This is a genomic window from Pseudarthrobacter cremeus (assembly GCF_051857465.1).
GTDB lineage: Bacteria > Actinomycetota > Actinomycetes > Actinomycetales > Micrococcaceae > Arthrobacter.
On the sequence record NZ_JBPZHC010000001.1, the window covers coordinates 51989 to 71487 of the forward strand.

Annotated in this window: 13 protein-coding genes; 12 read left to right on the forward strand and 1 reads right to left on the reverse strand. The window is 67.6% G+C overall.

Features of this window, described 5'->3' with window-relative positions:
* Positions 1-22 precede the first annotated feature (22 nt).
* The 12 genes from ACS5PJ_RS00210 (at position 23) to ACS5PJ_RS00265 (ending at position 18178) form a co-directional block, all read left to right on the forward strand.
* Positions 23-976: an ABC transporter permease gene (locus tag ACS5PJ_RS00210; protein ID WP_439432935.1), complete on the forward strand. Its 954-nt coding sequence runs from the start codon at positions 23-25 to the stop codon at positions 974-976.
* Positions 973-3060 (forward strand): dipeptide/oligopeptide/nickel ABC transporter permease/ATP-binding protein, encoded by a 2088-nt coding sequence (locus ACS5PJ_RS00215; RefSeq protein ID WP_439432936.1) that lies wholly within the window; start codon positions 973-975, stop codon positions 3058-3060. Before ACS5PJ_RS00210 ends, ACS5PJ_RS00215 begins: the two co-directional genes overlap by 4 nt.
* Positions 3057-4064: an oligopeptide/dipeptide ABC transporter ATP-binding protein gene (locus tag ACS5PJ_RS00220; RefSeq protein ID WP_439432937.1), complete on the forward strand. Its 1008-nt coding sequence runs from the start codon at positions 3057-3059 to the stop codon at positions 4062-4064. The genes ACS5PJ_RS00215 and ACS5PJ_RS00220 overlap by 4 nt, the downstream gene beginning before the upstream one ends.
* An 11-nt stretch (positions 4065-4075) precedes the next feature.
* Positions 4076-6763 (forward strand): alpha-L-rhamnosidase, encoded by a 2688-nt coding sequence (locus tag ACS5PJ_RS00225; protein WP_439432938.1) that lies wholly within the window; start codon positions 4076-4078, stop codon positions 6761-6763.
* Positions 6760-7749 carry an alpha/beta hydrolase fold domain-containing protein gene (locus ACS5PJ_RS00230; protein WP_439432939.1) on the forward strand — a complete coding sequence of 330 codons (990 nt, stop codon included), beginning with the start codon at positions 6760-6762 and terminating at the stop codon, positions 7747-7749. Before ACS5PJ_RS00225 ends, ACS5PJ_RS00230 begins: the two co-directional genes overlap by 4 nt.
* Positions 7750-7832: 83 nt before the next feature.
* A complete protein-coding gene (locus ACS5PJ_RS00235) occupies positions 7833-9626 on the forward strand; it encodes a glycoside hydrolase family 3 protein (RefSeq protein ID WP_439432940.1) in 1794 nt (597 codons plus the stop codon).
* Complete coding sequence (locus ACS5PJ_RS00240; RefSeq protein ID WP_439432941.1) at positions 9623-12289, forward strand: glycoside hydrolase family 78 protein; 2667 nt, start codon at positions 9623-9625, stop codon at positions 12287-12289. Before ACS5PJ_RS00235 ends, ACS5PJ_RS00240 begins: the two co-directional genes overlap by 4 nt.
* The gene (locus ACS5PJ_RS00245; RefSeq protein WP_439432942.1) at positions 12286-13263 is read left to right on the forward strand and encodes an alpha/beta hydrolase; all 978 of its coding nucleotides are present in this window, start codon (positions 12286-12288) and stop codon (positions 13261-13263) included. The genes ACS5PJ_RS00240 and ACS5PJ_RS00245 overlap by 4 nt, the downstream gene beginning before the upstream one ends.
* 103 nt (positions 13264-13366) lie before the next feature.
* On the forward strand, positions 13367-14206 hold the full coding sequence (locus ACS5PJ_RS00250; protein WP_439432943.1) for an alpha/beta hydrolase fold domain-containing protein: 840 nt from the start codon (positions 13367-13369) through the stop codon (positions 14204-14206).
* Between the two features lie 111 nt (positions 14207-14317).
* Positions 14318-15175: a fumarylacetoacetate hydrolase family protein gene (locus ACS5PJ_RS00255; RefSeq protein WP_439432944.1), complete on the forward strand. Its 858-nt coding sequence runs from the start codon at positions 14318-14320 to the stop codon at positions 15173-15175.
* The gene (locus ACS5PJ_RS00260; RefSeq protein WP_439432945.1) at positions 15175-16962 is read left to right on the forward strand and encodes an FAD-dependent monooxygenase; all 1788 of its coding nucleotides are present in this window, start codon (positions 15175-15177) and stop codon (positions 16960-16962) included. Before ACS5PJ_RS00255 ends, ACS5PJ_RS00260 begins: the two co-directional genes overlap by 1 nt.
* Positions 16940-18178, forward strand: a complete 1239-nt coding sequence (locus tag ACS5PJ_RS00265) for a DUF3500 domain-containing protein (RefSeq protein WP_439432946.1) — start codon at positions 16940-16942, stop codon at positions 18176-18178. The genes ACS5PJ_RS00260 and ACS5PJ_RS00265 overlap by 23 nt, the downstream gene beginning before the upstream one ends.
* Positions 18179-18309: 131 nt before the next feature.
* Here ACS5PJ_RS00265 and ACS5PJ_RS00270 read toward each other — a convergent pair whose 3' ends face one another.
* Complete coding sequence (locus ACS5PJ_RS00270) at positions 18310-19380, reverse strand: quercetin 2,3-dioxygenase (RefSeq protein ID WP_439432947.1); 1071 nt, start codon at positions 19378-19380, stop codon at positions 18310-18312.
* Between the last annotated feature and the right edge of the window lie 119 nt (positions 19381-19499).

The following is a 19499-nucleotide window of genomic DNA, read 5'->3' on the forward strand; positions in this document are numbered from 1 at the left end:
GCCGCCCGGAACGTTCTGACCGATGGAGGTCAACATGGCACTATTCATCACCAAACGCCTGCTGATGGCGTTGGCCACCGTGCTGGTGGTCGCGGTGCTGGCATTTCTGCTGGTGCACGCAATGCCCGGCAGCCCCGGCGCGGTATCGCTCGGAGCCGGCGCTTCCCAGGAAGCGATCGACGAGGTCAATGCCCGTCTCGGCTGGAATGATCCGCTCCTGACGCAGTTTGTCCGCTGGCTCGGGGACGCTGTACACGGCGACCTGGGGATCTCCCTGATCGATGGCCGTTCAGTCTCCGATGACCTGGCGAGCAGGTTGCCTGTGACCGCTTCGCTGGCGGCCGGCGGTACCGTCCTGAGCGCCGTGCTGGGCATCGCCCTCGGCGTCACAGCAGCGGTACGGGGCGGCGCAGCGGACCGGATCATAGGCGGCACCTGCGGCCTCGCCGTGGCGCTTCCCGCCTTCTGGATCGGCATTATTTTCGTCTACCTCTTCGCAGTCCAGTCCTCCGTCTTCCCGGCCACAGGGTACGTTCCCTTCGAGGTGTCCCCGCAGGACTGGGCTCTATCCCTGGCCTTGCCGGTGATCACCATCGCTGTTGGCGGTGCAGCATTCATCGCCCGCCAGACCAGGGCTTCCATGCTCGAAGCGCTGCAGCAGGAACACATCCGCACCCTGCGTGCCACGGCCACCCCCACGTGGAAGATCCTCTACGTGCATGCCCTGCGCTACGCCAGCCTGCCCATCGTGGCCGGCATCGCGCTCCAGTTCATCGGCCTGTTCGGCGGCTCGGTCATTGCGGAGCAACTGTTCGCCATGCCCGGCCTTGGCCAGGCAGTCCAGAGTTCCGTCAGCACCCATGACGCCCCTTCCGTTCAGGGCGTCGTGGTCATAGCCACTGTGGTGGTGGTGGCCGTGAACCTGGTACTCGAACTGGCCACCAAGTTCCTCGACCCGAAGTTGCGTGCCTCATGATTCCCAATGTTGCCCCCGCGCCGGCTGACAGCACTGCCGCAGCGGCCGCCGTGCCCAAGTCCGGCCCCAAGGCTGCCATCACCAAGCTTTCGGCCCACCGCCTCTTCGCCTCTCCAGGCGGCGTGGCCGGTGTGGTGTGGCTGGCGGCATTGGTTGCCGCCTCGCTGACCGCGCCCTGGTGGCTTCCGTTCAAGACGGAGGACCAGGATTTCACCGCCGTGCTCTCCGGCCCCACTGCTGCCCACTGGCTGGGCACGGACGAGTTGGGACGGGACCTGCTCAGCCGCATCTTTGCCGCAGCGGCCGGCACCCTGGGCACGTCCTTCATCACGGTGCTCGTCTCCGTGGGACTTGGAACCATCCTTGCGATGGCCGCGGCCGCCCTGGGCGACAGGGTTGAAGGCGTCATCAGCCGCATCACCGAAATCATGATGTCGGTGCCCGGCACCGTGATCATCCTGGCCGTCATCGGCGCCGTGGGAACCAACATCCCGGTGATCATGGCGATCCTTGGCATCCTCATCTCGGCCGGCATTTACCGCGTGATCCTGGGCCAGGCCAAGTCCCTGCAGTCCCAGCTCTACGTGGACGCAGCAAAGGTGGACGGCGTCAGTACCTTGGGCATCAGCCTGCGCCACGTCCTGCCCGGACTGACCAACACCATAGTTGTCCAGTCCGCCCTGATCTTCGCCGTCGGCATGCTCATCCAGGCCGGCCTGGCCTTCATCGGCTTCGGGCCGCCCATCCCGCAGCCCAGCTGGGGTGGCATGATCCAGGGTGCGTCCCAGCACGTCTACGACGCGCCCTGGATGATGGTCCCCACCGGCGCCGTGCTGGCCCTTACAGTCCTCGCCGCCAACGCCATCGGCAATGCCCTGGGCAAGGCGCCCAACGCCACCGCCTCACACCTTCCGTCCGCTGCAGCCCGCCGTCAGCGAGCCAAAGCTGTCGCCGCCGTCGGGGCTGCCCCCGTTGTTGATGTCGCGGACGTCTCACCTGCGCAGGGCCAGCTCAGCGTCCGCGGCCTGTCGGTAGGGGTCGACGGCGGCCCCCGCCTGGTCACGGATGTCTCCTTCGACGTCGAGCAGGGAACCGTGCTGGGCCTCGTGGGAGAGTCCGGCTGCGGCAAGACCATGACCGCACTGTCGCTGCTGGGTCTCCTGCCCTCCGGGGTGGTTGCTACCGGTGGTCAGATCCTCTGGAACGGCAAGAACCTCGCCGCCGCCTCCGACAGCGGGATGGAAGCCATCCGCGGCCGTGAAATCGCCCTGATCTCCCAGGAACCCATGCGGGCGCTGGACCCCATGTTCACCGTGGGCTACCAGCTCACTTCCGCCATCCGGCGGCTCCGCAAACTGGGCAAGGCCGAGGCCCGGAAGGAAGCCCTCAGCCTGCTGGAAAAGGTGGGCATTGTGGATGCCGCCCGCATCCTCAAGACCTACCCGCACCAGATCTCCGGCGGCATGGCCCAGCGCGTCGCCATCGCCCTGGCACTCTCCGGCAGCCCACGCCTGCTGGTGGCCGATGAGCCCACCACCGCCCTTGACGTGACTGTCCAGGCCGAAATCCTGTCGCTGCTGCGGTCCCTGGTGAAGGACACCGGGATGTCCGTGGTCATGGTGACCCACGACCTCGGCGTGGTGGCCGACATCTGTGACCACGTGGCCGTCATGTACGCGGGCCAGGTGGTGGAGAACGGCAAGACCACCACCATCCTGGACAACCCCCGGCACCCCTACACGCTGGCACTTCTGGCCGCAGATCCGCACGCCAATAACGCAGCAGACATGCCCGAACGGCTGGCCACCATCAGCGGCCAGGTTCCACAGCCCAAGGACTGGCCCTCCGGCTGCCGTTTCATGGCCCGCTGCCAGTTCGCCGGCTCAGCCTGCGCCGCCCCTGTACCGCTGCTGCCCTCCGGTTCGGATGAAGGACTGGTCCGCTGCGTCAAGGCCGACGAACTGGCCATCGAAGGCCTGGAATGGGTGGCTACCGAGGTCCCCACCCAGCGCCTGCTGGACATCACCCCCACACCTCTGCACCGGGTTGAACCGTTGAACATTGTTGAAAAGGACATGGCATGAGCATCGCGACCCATTCCCGGCAGGAAGCACCCGACGCCGTCCTGGACGGACCCATGCTCGAGGTAAGGGACCTGGTGGTCCGCTATGGCCGCGGCCGCAAGGCCGCAGCCGCTCCGGCCGCCGTCGACGGGGTCAGCTTCACCATCCGGCCCGGCGAGACCGTGGGCCTGGTGGGGGAGTCCGGCTCCGGAAAGTCCACCATCGGCAAAGCCATCCTGGGCCTGCAGAAGACGGCCGGCGGGACCATCAGTTACCAGGGCAAGGACATCACGCACGCAGGCGCAGCCGAGCGCCGCGCCCTCGGCGGGGAACTGCGGGCCGTCTTCCAGGACCCCAACTCATCGCTCAACCCGCGCCAGACCATCGGCGCCTCATTGGCAGAGCCGCTGCGCCTCCGCGGCGTCTCAGGCGGCGAAGCCCGGTCCAAGGCCGAGGCCATGCTGGAACGCGTGGGCCTGCCGCGCGACGCCGTGGACCGCTACCCCAGCCAGTTCTCCGGCGGCCAGCGCCAGCGTATCGCCGTGGCCAGGGCATTGATCTGCGAACCCAAACTTGTGGTCTGCGACGAAGCTGTCAGCGCCCTGGACCTCTCCACCCAGGCCCAGGTGCTCAACCTCCTGGCCGACCTGCGGGACGAACGCGGCCTAAGCTACCTGTTCATCGCGCACGACATCTCCGTGGTCCAGTTCCTGGCCCAGCGTGTGGTGGTCCTTTACCGCGGACAGGTCATGGAAAGCGGACCTGTCGCGGCCGTGACCGAATCACCCAAGCACCCGTTCTCGCAGGCGCTCGTGGCTGCCTCGCCGGTGCCCCGCCCTGCCGAACAGGCCGAGCGGAGGAACCTCCGGGAATCCATGGGCGTGCGGACGGCTTCCTCTGTTTCCGCGACGCCCGGCGGCTGCCCGTTCCGGCAGCGCTGCCCCCTGGCCACCGGGCTTTGCGCCGCCGAACGCCCGGCGCTGCGCACGGTGGGCCAGTCCGACGTCGCCTGCCACTACGCCTGAACGGAACCCCCTTGCACCAGCCCACCCGCCTCCGGACCGACAACCTCAGCCACGCCTTCGGCATCACCAACACCGCACCGCGCTTATGCTGGACGCCGCCGCTGGGCACTGTCCGGCAGACTGCCTACCAGCTGACCGCCAGCAACGGCTGGGACACCGGCCGGGTGGAGTCAGCTGGCCACAGCTACGTCCCTTACACCGGGCCGGACCTGGGGTCCCGGGACCGGTTCGAGTGGAAGGTCAGGACGTGGGACCGTTCGCCGGACGGCACCGGGATTGCGTCCGCCTGGTCCGAGCCGTTGGCCGTGGAGATCGGACTTCTCCGCCCCGAAGACTGGTCCGCCAAGTGGATCGGGCCGGACGAGCCGGTCATCCCCGCGCCGGAGGAGCGCCCGGCCTACGCCCTGCACCGGGACTTCACCCTCGACGCCGTTCCTGAGTCCGCGCGGGCCTATGCCACCGCGCACGGTATCTATGAGCTGTTCGTCAACGGCCGGCGCGTGGGGGACCAGGAGCTGACCCCCGGCTCCACGAGCTACCACAGCACTCTGCAGGTACAGGCGTTCGATGTCACCCCCTTCCTTCGTGCCGGCACCAACACTGTCAGGGCTGTCCTGACGGACGGCTGGTACCGCGGCACCTTCGGGTTCACCCGCGACGTCGACATGTACGGGATGCAGACTGCGCTCCTGGTTCAGGTGGAACTTGAGTCCGGGGGAGCCCGGACGGTAATCGGCACCGACGAATCGTGGCTGGTTTCTCCAACGGAGATTGCCGCCGCGGATCTGATGGCCGGCCAGCACGTGGACTTCCGCCTGCTGCGTGACGCAGGCGTCTCCGGCCACGCCGTTCCGCGGGAAGGCAGCTTCGATACCCTCAGTGGCCCGGTGGCTCCGCCCACCCGGATCGTGGAGGAGCTGGACCCCGTCAGCATCAGGCGCCTGCCCAACGGCAACCAGGTGGTGGACCTGGGCCAGAACATCAACGGCTGGGTCCGGCTGTCCAGGCTCGGCGCCCCCGGCCACAAGGTCACCCTGGTTTACGGCGAGGCCCTGGGCTCCGGCGGCGACGTCAGCCAGGACCATCTGCGCCCCGTCGACTTCAAAAACCCCGGGCATTTCCTTGCCGCCGGGCAGGTGGATGAGGTCATTGCGTCCGGCGCCGCCGGTGAAGTTTTCGAGCCCCGCCACACCCTCCATGGCTTCCAGTACGTCTCCGTCCAGGGACTTGCCGAGGACCTGCTTCCGGCGGACATCGTGGGCTGCATGGTCCAGACCGACCTGGAACAAATGGGCACCTTCAGCTGCAGCGACACCCGGCTGAACACACTGCACGACATCGTGGAGTGGAGCTTCCGGGACAACGCCTGCGAGGTCCCCACAGACTGCCCGCAACGCGAAAAAGCCGGCTGGACCGGCGACTGGCAGCTGTTCGTGCCCACGGCCGCCTACCTGTTCGACGTGGCAGGCTTCACCCGGAAGTGGCTCAACGATGTCCGGGCCGACCAATGGGAGAACGGGGTGATCGCGAACATCTCACCCTCACCCGGGCCCGACATCATCAGTGCAGACTTCATGGCTTTCACCAACGGATCTTCCGGCTGGGGCGATGCCATCGTGATGGTGCCCTGGGAGATCCACCTTGCCACCGGGGACCCCGGCATCCTGGAAGAGAACTGGGAAGCGATGAACCGGTGGCTCGGGTTCGTCCGGGGCACTGCGGAGGGGAACCGGCACCCGGCCAGGGCTGCCGCGCGCGCAACGCCTGCCCCGCATGAGCAATACCTCTGGGACACCGGCTTCCACTTCGGGGAATGGATGGAGCCGGGCGGACCTGCGCCGGACCTCTTCGCTTCAAAATCAGCAGATAACGGGATCGTGGCCACCGCGTATTACCGGCACTCCGCCGCCATCCTCGCCAAGATTGCCGACATCCTGGGCAAGGATGCAGCAGCTCTTGAGCTGGCGGAGCTCTCGGAGAACGTCCGCCATGCGTGGGAGCAGGAATACCTGATGGCAGACGGAACGGTCGAATGCGGCACACAGGCCAACTTCGTCCGCGCCCTGGCCTTCGACCTCCTGCCGGACACCGCAAAGGCCGCGGTCACCCGCCAACTGGTCGAGCTGATCAGGGACGCGGGTACCCACCTCGGCACCGGCTTCCTCTCCACGCCGTACCTTCTGCCTGTTCTGGCTGACAACGGTTATGTGGACCTCGCCTACGAACTGCTGATGCAGGACTCCGAACCGTCCTGGCTGGTGATGGTGGACCGCGGTGCCACCACCATGTGGGAAGCCTGGGACGGCATTGCCGCCGATGGATCTGCGCGCCAATCGCTCAACCATTACAGCAAGGGCGCCGTTGTCTCCTTCCTGCACCGGTACACCGCCGGACTGCGCCAGGCCGCCGGCAGTGCAGGCTGGGGGGACGTCATCATCGAACCCCGCCCCGGTGCCGGTCTGACGTCCGCCAGCACCTCTCACCGGGGTCCGCAGGGCCTCCTCGAGGTGGACTGGATAACCGACGACGGCGTGCTGACGCTCACCGCCACCGTACCGTCCGGCACCACCGCGGAAGTCAGGTTGCCCGGCGAGCGGGCCACCGCCGTCGGGCCCGGCACCCACACCTTCATCGCCCCCGCCCCCGCCCCGGCAACGGGCGCACTGACATTTACTGACCTCGCAAGGAGTGCACTATGACGCCGGAGACCACTGCCACCACGGAGAGCCCACGAAGGAGGCCGGCGCCGCCGCCGTTTCCCGCTTTCGGACCGCTGGGCGATCCCGAGGAAGTGTCCGGGCACTCCCTGGTGCACCGCGAAGTCAGCTACGCGATCGCCGTCGGCTTCCGCCGGCTGGCCATGGACATCTGGCTTCCGCGGGAGGCAAACGGGCCGGTTCCCTTGGTGGTGTGGATCCACGGCGGGGCATTCCAGCTGGGTGACCGCCGCGAACTTCCACCCACCTTCGCCCCGGACTCCGTGTTCCGGCTCCTGAACGAGGCCGGCATAGCCTGCGCCACCGTGGACTACCGGCATGCCCTGGAAGCGCCCTTCCCTGCCCAGCTGCACGACATCAAAGCCGCCGTCCGCTACCTTCGCGGCCACGCAGGCGCCCTGGGCATCGACCCGGGACGGATCGGCGCCTGGGGCGAATCGGCCGGCGGGCATCTGGCAGCCTTGCTCGGACTCACCGGCGACCGCGCTGACCTCGAGGGCGGCCTCGGTGTACAGGGGCAGTCCAGCGCCGTCAGTGCCGTTGTCGACTTTTACGGAGTGTCCTCGCTGCCGGACATGCCGCCCATGAACACGCCGCCCGGGCTGATGTCCGGCCCCCTGATGGCCGCCGTTCCGCCGGGCATGTCCACCGAACCGGGACCCATGCTGGTGGGCGGCATCGCCGATCCGGCCTTGCTCGCCGCCGCCAGCCCGCTGGGCTACATCACGGCCGGGGCACCGCCGTACCTGCTGATCCACGGGGACAGCGATGGTCTGGTCCCGTTGTCACAGAGCGAACTCCTGTCCGACGCACTCACAAACGCCGGCGTGCGAAACGACCTCATCACAGTCGAAGGTGGAGACCACTGCTTCTTCTTCGCAGAGGACCAGCTGGACGGGATCCTCCGCACCGCCGTCGACTATTTCACCCGCGAACTCTCGCCGCGGACACACACTTCCAGCCAATGAAAGTCCGCTAGCTGCCCCTTCGCCATCCCCGGCACGCTGGGGTAAGCCCCGAATCTTCTCCTTCTTGACGAATTGAGCCGACGTTGACTCCCAACACCCCTCGTTTCCCGTTCCAGGACGCGGCCCTGCCGGTAGCCCGGCGTGTGGCGGACCTGCTGTCCCGGTTGTCCCTGGAAGACAAGGCAGGCCTGATGTTCCATGACATCCTGCCCTACGCTGCCGGCACCGGTCCTGCCCACGAGCTGATTGGAAAGCGCCGCCTCAACCACTTCAACATTCTCGGCGCAGCCCTCAACGCCCGGGACCTGGCGGAATGGCACAACAGCCTCCAGGAGATCGCGTTGGCCACCGGGCCCGGCATTCCCGTAACGCTGTCCACCGATCCACGCCACGCCTACACGGACAATCCCGGCGCAGCGGCGTTTGCCGGCCCGTTTTCGCAATGGCCCGAAGCCCTGGGTTTCGCAGCTGTCGGCGATCCTGGCGCCGTCGAGGAGTTCGCGGACATCGCCCGGCAGGAGTACCTCGCCGTCGGAATCCGCTCCGCGCTGCACCCGCAGGTGGATGTCTTCACCGAACCGCGCTGGTCCCGCGGCGGCATGACCTTTGGCGAGTCCGCCGAGATGGCGGCCACACTGGTGGGCGCATACGTCCGCGGCTTCCAAACGGAAGCGTTCGGGCCGGCTTCGGTCTCCACCATGACCAAGCACTTCCCGGGTGGCGGACCCCAGCTCAACGGCGAGGACCCGCACTTCAGCTACGGCCGGGAACAGGTCTACCCGGGCGGCAACTTTGACTACCACCTGCTGCCCTTCCGTGCCGCCATCGCCGCGGGCAGCCGCCAGATGATGCCCTACTACGGTATGCCTGTGGGCACCGCGCACGAGGAAGTCGGCTTCGCCTTCAACAAGGGCATCCTCACCGACCTGCTCCGAACGGAGCTCGGCTTCCAGGGCGTGGTCTGCACCGACTGGGGGATACTTACGGATGGTGAAATCCTTGGCCGCGTCTTCCCCGCCCGGGCCTGGGGCGTGGAGCACCTCACCCCCGAGCAGAGGATGCTCAAGGCACTCGATGCCGGCGTGGACCAGTTCGGCGGCGAGCACTGCGTGGAGGTCATGGTCGCAGCTGTCCGGGCAGGACGGCTCAGCGAAGAACGCCTGGATACCTCCGTCCGCAAGATCCTGGCCGAAAAGTTCCTCCTGGGCCTCTTCGAGAACCCGTTTGTGGACGCCGCTGCGGCAGACTCCGCGGTGGGCACACCCGAGTTCAAGGCCGCAGGCAGGGCAATGCAGCGCCGCTCCTACACGCTGCTGACGAACCAGGAGTTCGACGGCGTTCCGATCCTGCCGCTGAGCACTGCGGAGCCAATCAATGTGTACGCGGAAGGGATCTCAGCTGAGGACCTCGGCCCGGCGTTCTGCGTGGTGGCTACGGCCGAACAGGCGGACCTCGCGATTCTTCGGCTCCAAACCCCCTTCGAAATCCGCGGAACAGGATTTTTGGAGTCCTTCTTCCACTGCGGCAATCTTGCGTTCGCCCCGCAGGAAGTGGAACGGCTCACCGCCATCTGCCGCACCGTCCCCACCATCATCGACATCAACCTGGAACGGCCGGCTGTCATCCCCGAACTGGCGGAGCATGCCGCCGCGCTGCTGGCCAACTTCGGCTCTGACGCAGATGCCCTCATGGATGTCCTCACGGGCCAGGCAATGCCGGAAGGCAAACTGCCGTTCGATCTGCCCCGCTCCATGGCCGCCGTCGAGGCATCCCGGGAAGATGTTCCGTTCGACACCGAAAACCCTGTCTTCCGCTACGGTCATGGCCTGTCGCTGACCACCGCCGCCCCCACCGCAACTTCTGGAGCCACCCGATGACCACCACACCCTCAGCCGTCCGCTTTGAACACCACGAGGAGCCCTTCGGCATCGGCGAGGACCGGCCGCGGTTGTCCTGGCAGGTCAGCACAGACACTTCCGGGTGGGTCCAGACTGCCTACGAGCTCGAACTCGGCGCTGACGAAGGCACTCTGGTCAGCTACGGCCGGACAGCCTCCGCCGAGCAGTTCCTGCAGGAGTGGCCGGCGCCGCCACTGACCAGCCGGCAGCGCGTCGCCGCCCGCGTGCGGGTCTGGGGAACGGACGACGACGGGCCCTCCGCCTGGAGCCCTGTCGCCTACGTCGAGGCCGGACTCCTGAACCCCGAGGACTGGCAGGCTGCCATGATCCGGCCGGCCTGGGACGAGGCCAGCGAATCGATCGAACCGGCGGCACGCCTGAGCCGGACGTTCGAGGTAAGCGGCCCCGTGGCCTCGGCCCGCCTCTACGCCAGCGCCCATGGCGTTTATGTCGCCTCGATCAACGGCCGGCGTGTGGGCCGAGACATCCTGGCCCCGGGCTGGACCAGCTACCACCACCGCCTGCGATACCAGACCTACGACGTCACCGATTACCTGCAGCCAGGCACAAACGTCATCGGCCTGGAAGTCGCTGACGGCTGGTGGCGCGGCTATCTGGGCTTTCAGGGCAAGCGCAATACGTACCACGACCGCACCGCCGTGCTCGCACAGCTTGAAATGACCGACGGCGGCGGCAATGTCACCGTCCTCGGAACGGACAGCGACTGGTTGGCCGGCCGCAGCCCGATTGTGGCCGCAGACCTCTATGTCGGCGAGACCTACGATGCACGGCTTGAGGACGGCGGCTGGGCCGGTGCCGGCACGGACGGTTCTGCCGGGTTGCATCCTGTTGAAACCGAGGCTTTCGACGCCGCCGTCCTGGTGGCCCCCGACGGTCCACCCGTCCGCGCCACAGAGGAACGGGCCGTCGCTGCGGTGCTGGCCTCGCCGTCCGGCAAGACCATCCTGGACTTCGGCCAGAACCTGGTGGGCAGGGTCCGGATCACGGTCAAGGGACCCGCCGGCACGGAGGTCACGCTTCGGCACGCCGAGGTCCTCGAACACGGGGAACTGGGCGTCCGGCCGCTCCGCGAAGCCAAGCAGACGGACGTCTACGTCCTCAACGGCGCCGCGGATGGCGAGACCTGGGAGCCCGAGTTCACCATCCACGGTTTCCGTTATGTCGAGGTGAGCGGCTGGCCCGGCGACGTTGACCCGGAAGCCTTCACCGCCGTCGTGATTCACTCAGACCTGGTCCGCACCGGCACGTTCGAATGCTCGGATCCCATGCTGAACCAGCTGCACTCCAACGTGGTCTGGGGCATGCGCGGGAACTTTGTGGACGTGCCCACCGACTGCCCGCAGCGCAACGAACGCCTCGGCTGGACCGGGGACTTTCAGATTTTCGCGGCCACAGCCTCCTTCCTGTACCGGATTCCGGGGTTCACCACGTCATGGCTCAAGGACATGGCCGCGGAACAGGGTACCGACGGTCCGCCGCCGCTGGTGGTCCCGGAAGTGACGTTCGACAAGCCGCCGTTCCCCGTCCGCCCGGTCATGGCCGCGTGGGGCGACGCCGCCGTCCTGGTGCCGTGGGTGATGTACCAGCGCAGCGGTGACCTGGAGTTCCTGCGCCGCCAGTTGCCGGGAATGACCGCTTGGCTGGAGGCGGCCGCAGGTGCGGCCGGGCCGGAGCTCCGCTTTGAACATGGCTTCCAGTTCGGTGACTGGCTCGACCCGGCGGCGCCGCCGGACAAGCCGGGTGATGCGCTGACGCCGTGGCAGCTGGTCGCGCAGGCGTACCTTGCCTACTCGGCCCGCATTGCCGCCGAGTCCGCGGAGCTGCTGGGCGAGGATTCCGCCGGCCTGCGCGAGCTCTCGCAGCGGGCCTCCGCGGTGTTCCGCGAGCGCTACATTGGCGACGGCGGCCGGCTCAACCCGCCCACCCAGACGGCCTACGCCGTGGCTCTGACTTTCGGCCTGCTGGAGCGCGGGGAGGAAGCATTGGCTGCGGCCGGGCTGGCCGCGGCTGTCGAGGCCGACGGCTACCGGATCGCCACCGGCTTCGTGGGAACCCCCCTGGTGTGCGACGCGCTCACCGACCACGGCTATGTGACCGCGGCCTACCGCCTGCTGCTCCAGACAGAATGCCCGTCCTGGCTCTACCCGGTGACCATGGGGGCCACCACCATCTGGGAACGCTGGGACTCCATGCTTCCGGACGGCAGCATCAACGAGGGCGAAATGACGTCCTTCAACCACTACGCCCTGGGAGCCGTTGCCGACTGGATGCACCGCAGCCTCGCCGGCCTGGCACCGGCTGAACCGGGATACCGGAAACTGCTGGTCAGGCCGCGGCCAGGCGGCGGACTGGACTGGGCCGAAGCCCGGCACGAGACCCCGTACGGTGCGGCCTCCGTGCGCTGGGAGCTGAACGGCCAGGACTTCACCCTGGACGTGGCTGTGCCGGCCGGCTGCACGGCGTCGATCTTTCTGCCGGACGGTTCCGGTGCTGTGTCGGTTGGATCCGGAACGCATTCCTTCGCCTGTGCCTTCCGTCCAGCTGAGGACGGCGGCGCCCCCGGTGCTGACGGCCACGTGGGCGCTGTCCGCGGGGACCCTGAGCCGGTGCTGCAGCCATGAGCCTGGATCCGGAGCTGGCCGCGGTCATGGAGCATGTGGCGGGAGCGGGGTCGTTCGCAGAACTGGTGGCTGATCCGTCCGGGCCGGCACGGCTTGAAGCTTTCAGCGGTGGCGGGCTGCCGTATTCGCGGCCTGACGTGCCCGTCCTCACGGCGAACGCCTCCGGACCCAACGGACCCGTGCCGGTAAGGGTTTACGGCTCCGGCACCCCGGTGCAGCCGGGGGCGATCGACGGCGGCGTTCCCGGTTTAGTGTGGCTGCACGGCGGCGGCTTTGCCGGCGGCGACCTGGACATGCGCGAGGCCGACCAGCTGGCACGCGAACTGGCTGAGCGGACCGGCGGCGTCGTATTTTCCGTGGACTACCGGCTGGCGCGGGACGGGGTGCACTTTCCGGTGCCGCATGAAGATGTCCTCGCTGTCTGGCTCTGGGCGGCAGCGAACGCCCGGGATTTTGGTGTCCTGCCGGCGAAGCTGTGCATCGGCGGGGCGAGCGCCGGCGCGAACCTGGCGGTCGGAGCGGTCATGTACCTCAACGACGTCGGCAAACCGCTGCCGGCGAAGATGCTACTGGCCTACCCGCTCCTGCACGCAGTACTGCCTCCTCTGGAGGACCCGTCCGGGGTTCTCTCGGATCTTCCCCGGCTCCTGCGTTTCACGGCCGATGACTGCCGCGCCATGCTGGAAAACTACATCGGAGGTCCGGTGGCCATGGCGTCCTCCTACGCGGTGCCCGGCAACGCCGACCCGTCAGGGCTGCCGCCCGCTGCCATCCTGGCCGCGGAGTACGACGATCTGCGCCCCTCCGCAGAGCTCTACGCGGACAGCCTGCGTCAGGCCGGCATCCCCGTGGAATACCGGTTTGAGAGCGGAGCCACCCACGGCTACCTCAATCATTCCGCGGCCATGGCCGTGGTCCGGTGTGGCCTGTCCTTCCTGGCGGCGGAGCTGGCAGCGGCGAAGCCATTTCAATGATTGGAATAGGCTGTTCAGGTCCGGCCGCGGATCCGCCAGTCTTGAGGAACAAACCGGGACATCGAGGATCCGGCAGCGCAATGAGGAACCAAGGGAGTCAACGATGACGGAAGGTCACGTGCTGAAGGGCGTGGAGTTCGCCCGGGTGGGGGACCGCTCCGGCCGCCCGCTCCTGCTGGACCTGTACCTGCCGGCAGCACAGAAGACGCTGCGGCCCGCCGTCGTCCATTTTCATGGCGGTGGCTGGCGGATGGGGGAGCGGTCCTCCCTGGGGCCGGTGTGTGACGGCTTTGGACTGAACCCTTTTGAAGCCCTGGCGGAGGCTGGCTTTGTGGTTGTTTCCGCGGACTACCGGCTGAGTTCGGAAGCGCATTTCCCCGCCCAGCTGAACGACGCGCTTGCCGCTGTGGAATGGCTGCGGATCCATGCTGCCGAGTACCGGGTCGATCCGGCGCGGATCTACGCGTGGGGCGACTCCGCGGGCGGACACCTGGCCAGCCTGGTGGGTCTCACCGGCAAGCACCACAGCAGCGTCGCCGGAGTCGCCGCCTGGTACCCGCCCACCGACCTGGCCTCCATGGCGGAGCAGGCGCTGCCCACCGCCGTCTCGAGGCCCAGCGATCCCGGCTCCCGCGAGGAGCTTCTGATCGGTGCGGTCCTGGCTGAGGAACCCGGGAAGGCCGCCGCAGCCAGCCCCAGCAACTACGTCCTTCCCGGCGCACCCCCCTTCCTCCTGGTTCACGGCACGGCCGACCGCTTCGTCCCGGCGGCCCAGTCAGAGACCCTTGCGGCCAAGCTGAAGGACTCAGGCGCCGACGTCGAACTCCTCCTGATCGAGGACGCGGACCACATGTGGACCCTCCCGGACGGGAGCGCAGCCGCAGCCGAAAAGGCATTCGCTGCCACGGTCTCGTTCTTCCGGCGGCAGTCCGGCATCCCCTAGATTTTTCCGCACCACCCCGTCACGGCACAGCCCGCTTCGCACCACGTTCCGGGCTCCCCTTGCCGTGCCCTCCTACCCACAACCGCCCGCGGGCGAACCTGAAAGGCCCCCATGCAGTACATAGGCATTAACCACGACGGCGACACCTGGGCCGCGGCCCTGGACGGCACGCGGGTCTTCCCGCTGGCGTCCGTGACGGATTTCTGGTCCGACGCCGACGGCTGGCAGGAGAAAGCCCTGTCCATCAGGGCGGACACTGCCGGAGGCCGGGAGCGGGCGGACGTCACCGAAGTGCCGCTGGTACCGGCGTCCGCCCGCGTGATCTGCGTTGGCCTCAACTACAAGGCACATGCGGCCGAGGGCAGCTACAAGGACCAGGACCTTCCGCCCTATCCCACCCTGTTCGGCCGCTGGACGGCGTCGCTCTCCGTCGGCCGGGTTCCGGTCCCCGTTCCGGGCGGCGAAGCCGGCCTGGACTGGGAAGGCGAAGTTGCCGCCTACATCGGCAGGCGCGTGGAGTCCGCAGACGAAGCCACCGCGGCCGACGCCGTCTTCGGCTACTCCACCTTCAACGACCTGACGGCCCGGCGGGCCCAGAAGCTGACATCCCAGTGGACGCTGGGCAAGAACGGCGACTTCACCGGGCCGCTCGGCCCCCTGGTCAGCCGCGACGAGGCAGGCGATCTCCGCGATGGCCTCCAGGTGCGGACACGCGTCAACGGCACCGAGGTCCAGAACGGCAACACCCGGGACATGATCTTCTCCGTGCCGGCCATCATTTCCCTCATCAGCGAAACCTTCACGCTCCACCCGGGCGACGTCATCGCCACCGGCACTCCCGAGGGCGTGGGCTATGCCCGCACCCCGCAGTGGCTTCTGCAGGCAGGGGACACAGTTGAGGTCGAGATTGAGCGGCTGGGCACGCTGGTGACCCCCATCGGTGAACCTTCCCTCCGGGCGAGGGCCTGATGACTGCCCTCCATGATGCCCGTTTGACGGACCTGCCGGCGGAGATCCCGGTCCTCATCTCCGGGGGCGGGCCCAGCGGACTGTTCCTGGCCCTGGACCTCGCCCACCGCGGGATCCGCAGCATCGTCATCGAGCCCCGCACCGCCATCGATCCGGACCGGCCCCGTGCCAAGACCACCAATGCCCGCACGATGACGCACCTGCGCCGCCTGGGCCTGGCAACAGCGCTGCGTGACGCGGCCCCGCTGCCGGTGGGGTTCGCGCAGGACATCATTTTCTGCACGTCCCTGACCGGCCATGAAGTGCGCCGTTTCGAGAACGCCTTCCAGCTCGAAACCGGCAGGTATGAACCACAGCCCGAATGCGGGCAGCAGGTGCCGCAGCCCGTGCTGGAGGCCGTGCTTCGCGACGCCGTCGCGGCGTCTGGGCACGCCACGATGCTGACGGGTCTGCGCGTGGAGGGCTACGTCGCTGCTGGTCCCGGGGCCGCTCCTGGCGCCGGCCATCACGTAACCGTGGCCGATGCCGCGGGTGCCCGCCGCACCGTGGACTGCACGTTCCTGGCAGGGGCTGACGGCATCTCGTCCACCGTCCGGCGCGGCCTGGGGCTGCGGCTTGAGGGCGGCTCCGCGGCACTGTCCAACATCAGCATTCTCTTCCGGTCGCGCGATCTCGCCGGCACCATCAGCCTGGACCCGGCCGTCCAGTACTGGGTCCTCGGACCGGGTGCTGCGGGCATGGTCGGCTGTATGGACCTGGACCAGACGTGGTGGGCCATCATCCAGGGCGTCGATGCCCAAAGCGCTGGTACGCAGGACGTTGATGCCCTGGGCGACGGCGGCGCCCCGGACCACGATCCGGTGGCCCTTGTCCGCACCTTGGTGGGGGCCGACGTCGAGGTTGACGTCATTGCCACCGACCCGTGGACAGCGCGGATGCTGCTCGCCCCCTCCTACGGGCACGACGGCGTGTTCCTGGTGGGCGACGCGGCCCACCAGAATCCTCCGTGGGGCGGCCACGGCTTCAACACCTGCATCGGTGACGCCGCCAACCTCGCCTGGAAAATCGCAGCAGCCATTGACGGGTGGGCCGGCCCGGAGCTGCTTGACAGCTACGAAGCCGAACGCCGCCCCGTGGCCGAGCGGACCATCAACGACGCCGCCACCAACGGCAAGGCGCTGGCCTATCACTTCGCCGATCCGGCCCTGGAGCTGGAAGGTGCAGACGGGGTTGCCGCCCGCGAGCGCGCCTACGAGGCGCTTGCGGTGAAACGGAGCGAGTTCGATTCCCTCGGGCTGGTCCTTGGCTACAGCTACGCGGCGTCGCCGGTGGTGGTCCCGGACGGTTCGCCCGTTCCGGCCGAGGACCCCATCCGCTACACGCCCTCCGCCAGCCCGGGTGCCGTGCTGCCGCACGCGTGGCTGGACGATTCGACGTCCGTCTACGACGTTCTGGGCGACGGCTTCACACTGCTGGTGGACGCCGGCGCCCAGGCGGCTGCCGCCGTCGACCCGTATGCCCAGGTTCGGGCAGCGGCGGATGACCGGCAGATTCCACTGACGGTCGCGGTGGTGGGGCCTGACCGTCATGGCACCCCGATGTCCGAGTGGTGGGCCGCCGAAGCCGTGCTGGTCCGCCCGGACCAGCACGTGGCGTGGCGGGGGAGCGCCGCCGATGCAGCGGCCCGTGCCCTGCTCGTTGCAGCCGGCCTCGTCCCCGCTGTCCGGACCGGTACCGAAGCATTCGAGATACAGGAGAACGTCCATGTCAACGCCGTCATTTCGTGATTACCTCTACCCGCCGGACCATCCGCGCGTAGCGTCGGTCCGCGGACTGGACGTGCGCTCCTACGCCGAGGCTGCCAAGGACGACCCCTTCGCCGGACCCATGATCGAAGGCTGGAAAAAGCTCTATCCCCGGCCTTTCACCGGGGTGACCAGCGACGGCGTCGTCCGCGAAGGCCTGTTCCCGCTTTCTGAAGCCCGCCCCGGCGAGGAGGCCCCGACATCGGAAATGGTCACCGCGGCCGAAAAGCTGCTGGCTCTGGCTTCGCCGGAGCAAGTCAGCCGGCTGAGCTACGCGGTGACCGCACAAGAGTGGCAAAGCTGGGCCAATCCGGAATTCATGCAGCACGATACCGGGCTGCGCCTGGACGAACTGGATCCCTCTCTCCGCGACACCGCACTGGCCGTGGTGGAAGCGAGCCTGAGCCCAGACGGTTACGCGCTGGCCCGGAACCTGATGCGGATCAACGGCTTCCTGGGTGACCTGGTGGACTTGCCGCTGCTCATGAACGAGTACAGCTACAACTTCGCCCTCTACGGCGAACCCTCCGAAACTGAGCCCTGGGGCTGGCAGCTCTTTGGCCACCATGTTGCCCTCAATTGCCTCGTGGCCGGAACCCAACTGGTCCTCACACCGGTGTTTTTGGGCGCCGAGCCGGATATGATCGACGCCGGACCCCACCAGGGTGTGAAGGTGTTCAAGGAGCGCATCCAGTGGGCGCGGGGGCTGATGGCGGCGCTGCCGGACTCATTGCGCCGGGAGGCTGTGGTGCTCGAAGACATGCAGGACCCGGCCATGCCCGAGGGGCGGATGCATCCAGGGGACGAGCGGCACCTCGCCGGCTGCTTCCAGGACAACCGCGTCATTCCCTACGAAGGCATCCGCGTCAGTTCGATGCCTGCAGATGCAGTGGCGTTCCTGGACAAGGTGGTGGAGGACTCCGTCGCCTACCTGCCCGCCGGTCCACGCGCAGCGCGCCGGCGCGAAATCCAGGAGCACCACGCCGAGACCTGGTTCTCGTGGATCGGCGGCTGGCAGGGTGAGGAACCCTTCTACTTCCGCATCCAGAGTCCCGTGGTCATCCTGGAACTCGACCACCACACCGGCGTCTTCCTCGACAACGACACCCCGGCGCCGTTCCACATGCACACCGTGGTCCGGACGCCCAACGGCAACGACTACGGCCGCGCCCTGGTCCAGCAATTCCAATCCCCTTAAAGCAACGCGGGGTCACTCCCGGCCCAATAAATCGACTTTATCGGGCAGGGAGTGACCCCGCGTTGGGACTCACAGCGAAAGGCCCGGACTTCCTTTTCGGAAGTCCGGGCCAATCTGTTTCCTGGGGAACGCTAGGAGATTTCCAGCGCTGTCCGCCGCTGCGGGGGAGGGCCGACGACGGTGAGGTCCATCTCCGCCTGTGCCCGGCCGAAGCCTTCCATGTCCATGAACGGCGTGCCGCCTTCGGTGTACATGTAGTCCTCGGTGGGCTTGTTGAAGTACTCAAAGAACCCGTTGAAGACCGACGGCGTCAGGAAGCCCACCATCTGGGTGTTGTGCGAGTCCAGGGCGAACGAGTGGATGGTGCCGGCCGGGGCGTGGACAAAGTCGCCCTTGGTCAGTAGCATCTCCCGGCCGTTCGCGTACAGCCACATCCGGCCCTCGGTGCAGAGGAAGTTTTCGGTGTGCTCGGAGTGGAAGTGCAGCGGGATGTACGGCGATTTGGCGCCCTTGGTGTGCACCGCGAAATAGTTCGATCCCGTGTTCGCCGGCCTTGAGAGGTACGTAAACATGGTCTGGTAGCTGGCCAGGCGTTCGCCTTCACCGGCGCTGAGGAAGTACGGGCTCTGCGTCGCGGGCAGTCCGGCGTTCTGCTGCAGGGTTGGCTGGACGCGCTCGACATCCGGGAACGTGATCCCGAACTCGGCGCCGACTTCCGCCTGCTGCTGGAAACTGGCTTTGTGGCCAGCGCGGACGGGCGGGACATGGGAGTCAATGGGGGTGCCCACGCGTTCGTAGTAAGCCTCAGCGCCGCCCGGGGTCATCCAGTTCAGGAAACGTGTGTAATGGCTGGCCATCCGGTAGGCGTGGGGCGTTCCCGGCGGAATGACCACCGAATCCCCTGGCGTGAGGATGCGGCTCTCGCCCGGCAGCCAGACGTGGAGGATGCCGTCGAAGACATAAAGGGTCTTGTGCTCGATTTTGTGGGTGACGAACGGTGACTCTGCGCCCATGCCGCCGGATATGTAGGCGGCACTGAAGATCCCGCCGGTGTCGGCTGCCCGGGCAATGACGGTTACCAGCTGGCCGTTGACCTCGTAGCGGGCGCCCTCCCCTGAAGCCATGTAGTAGGGGACGGCCTCGCCCGGCAGGGTGTTGGCCACGGGGAGTTGCCCGTTCATTTCCTCAACGCTGAGGGTCATTGCTTCCTTCTTTCCTGTGCTTCGCCCGGATCGGGTCCTGGGAAGAGCATGGCTTATCCGTCGGCCGAAAGTGAGCCGTTATTCCATTGGTTGAAAGCCTTCATCCGGCACCGGCCGTC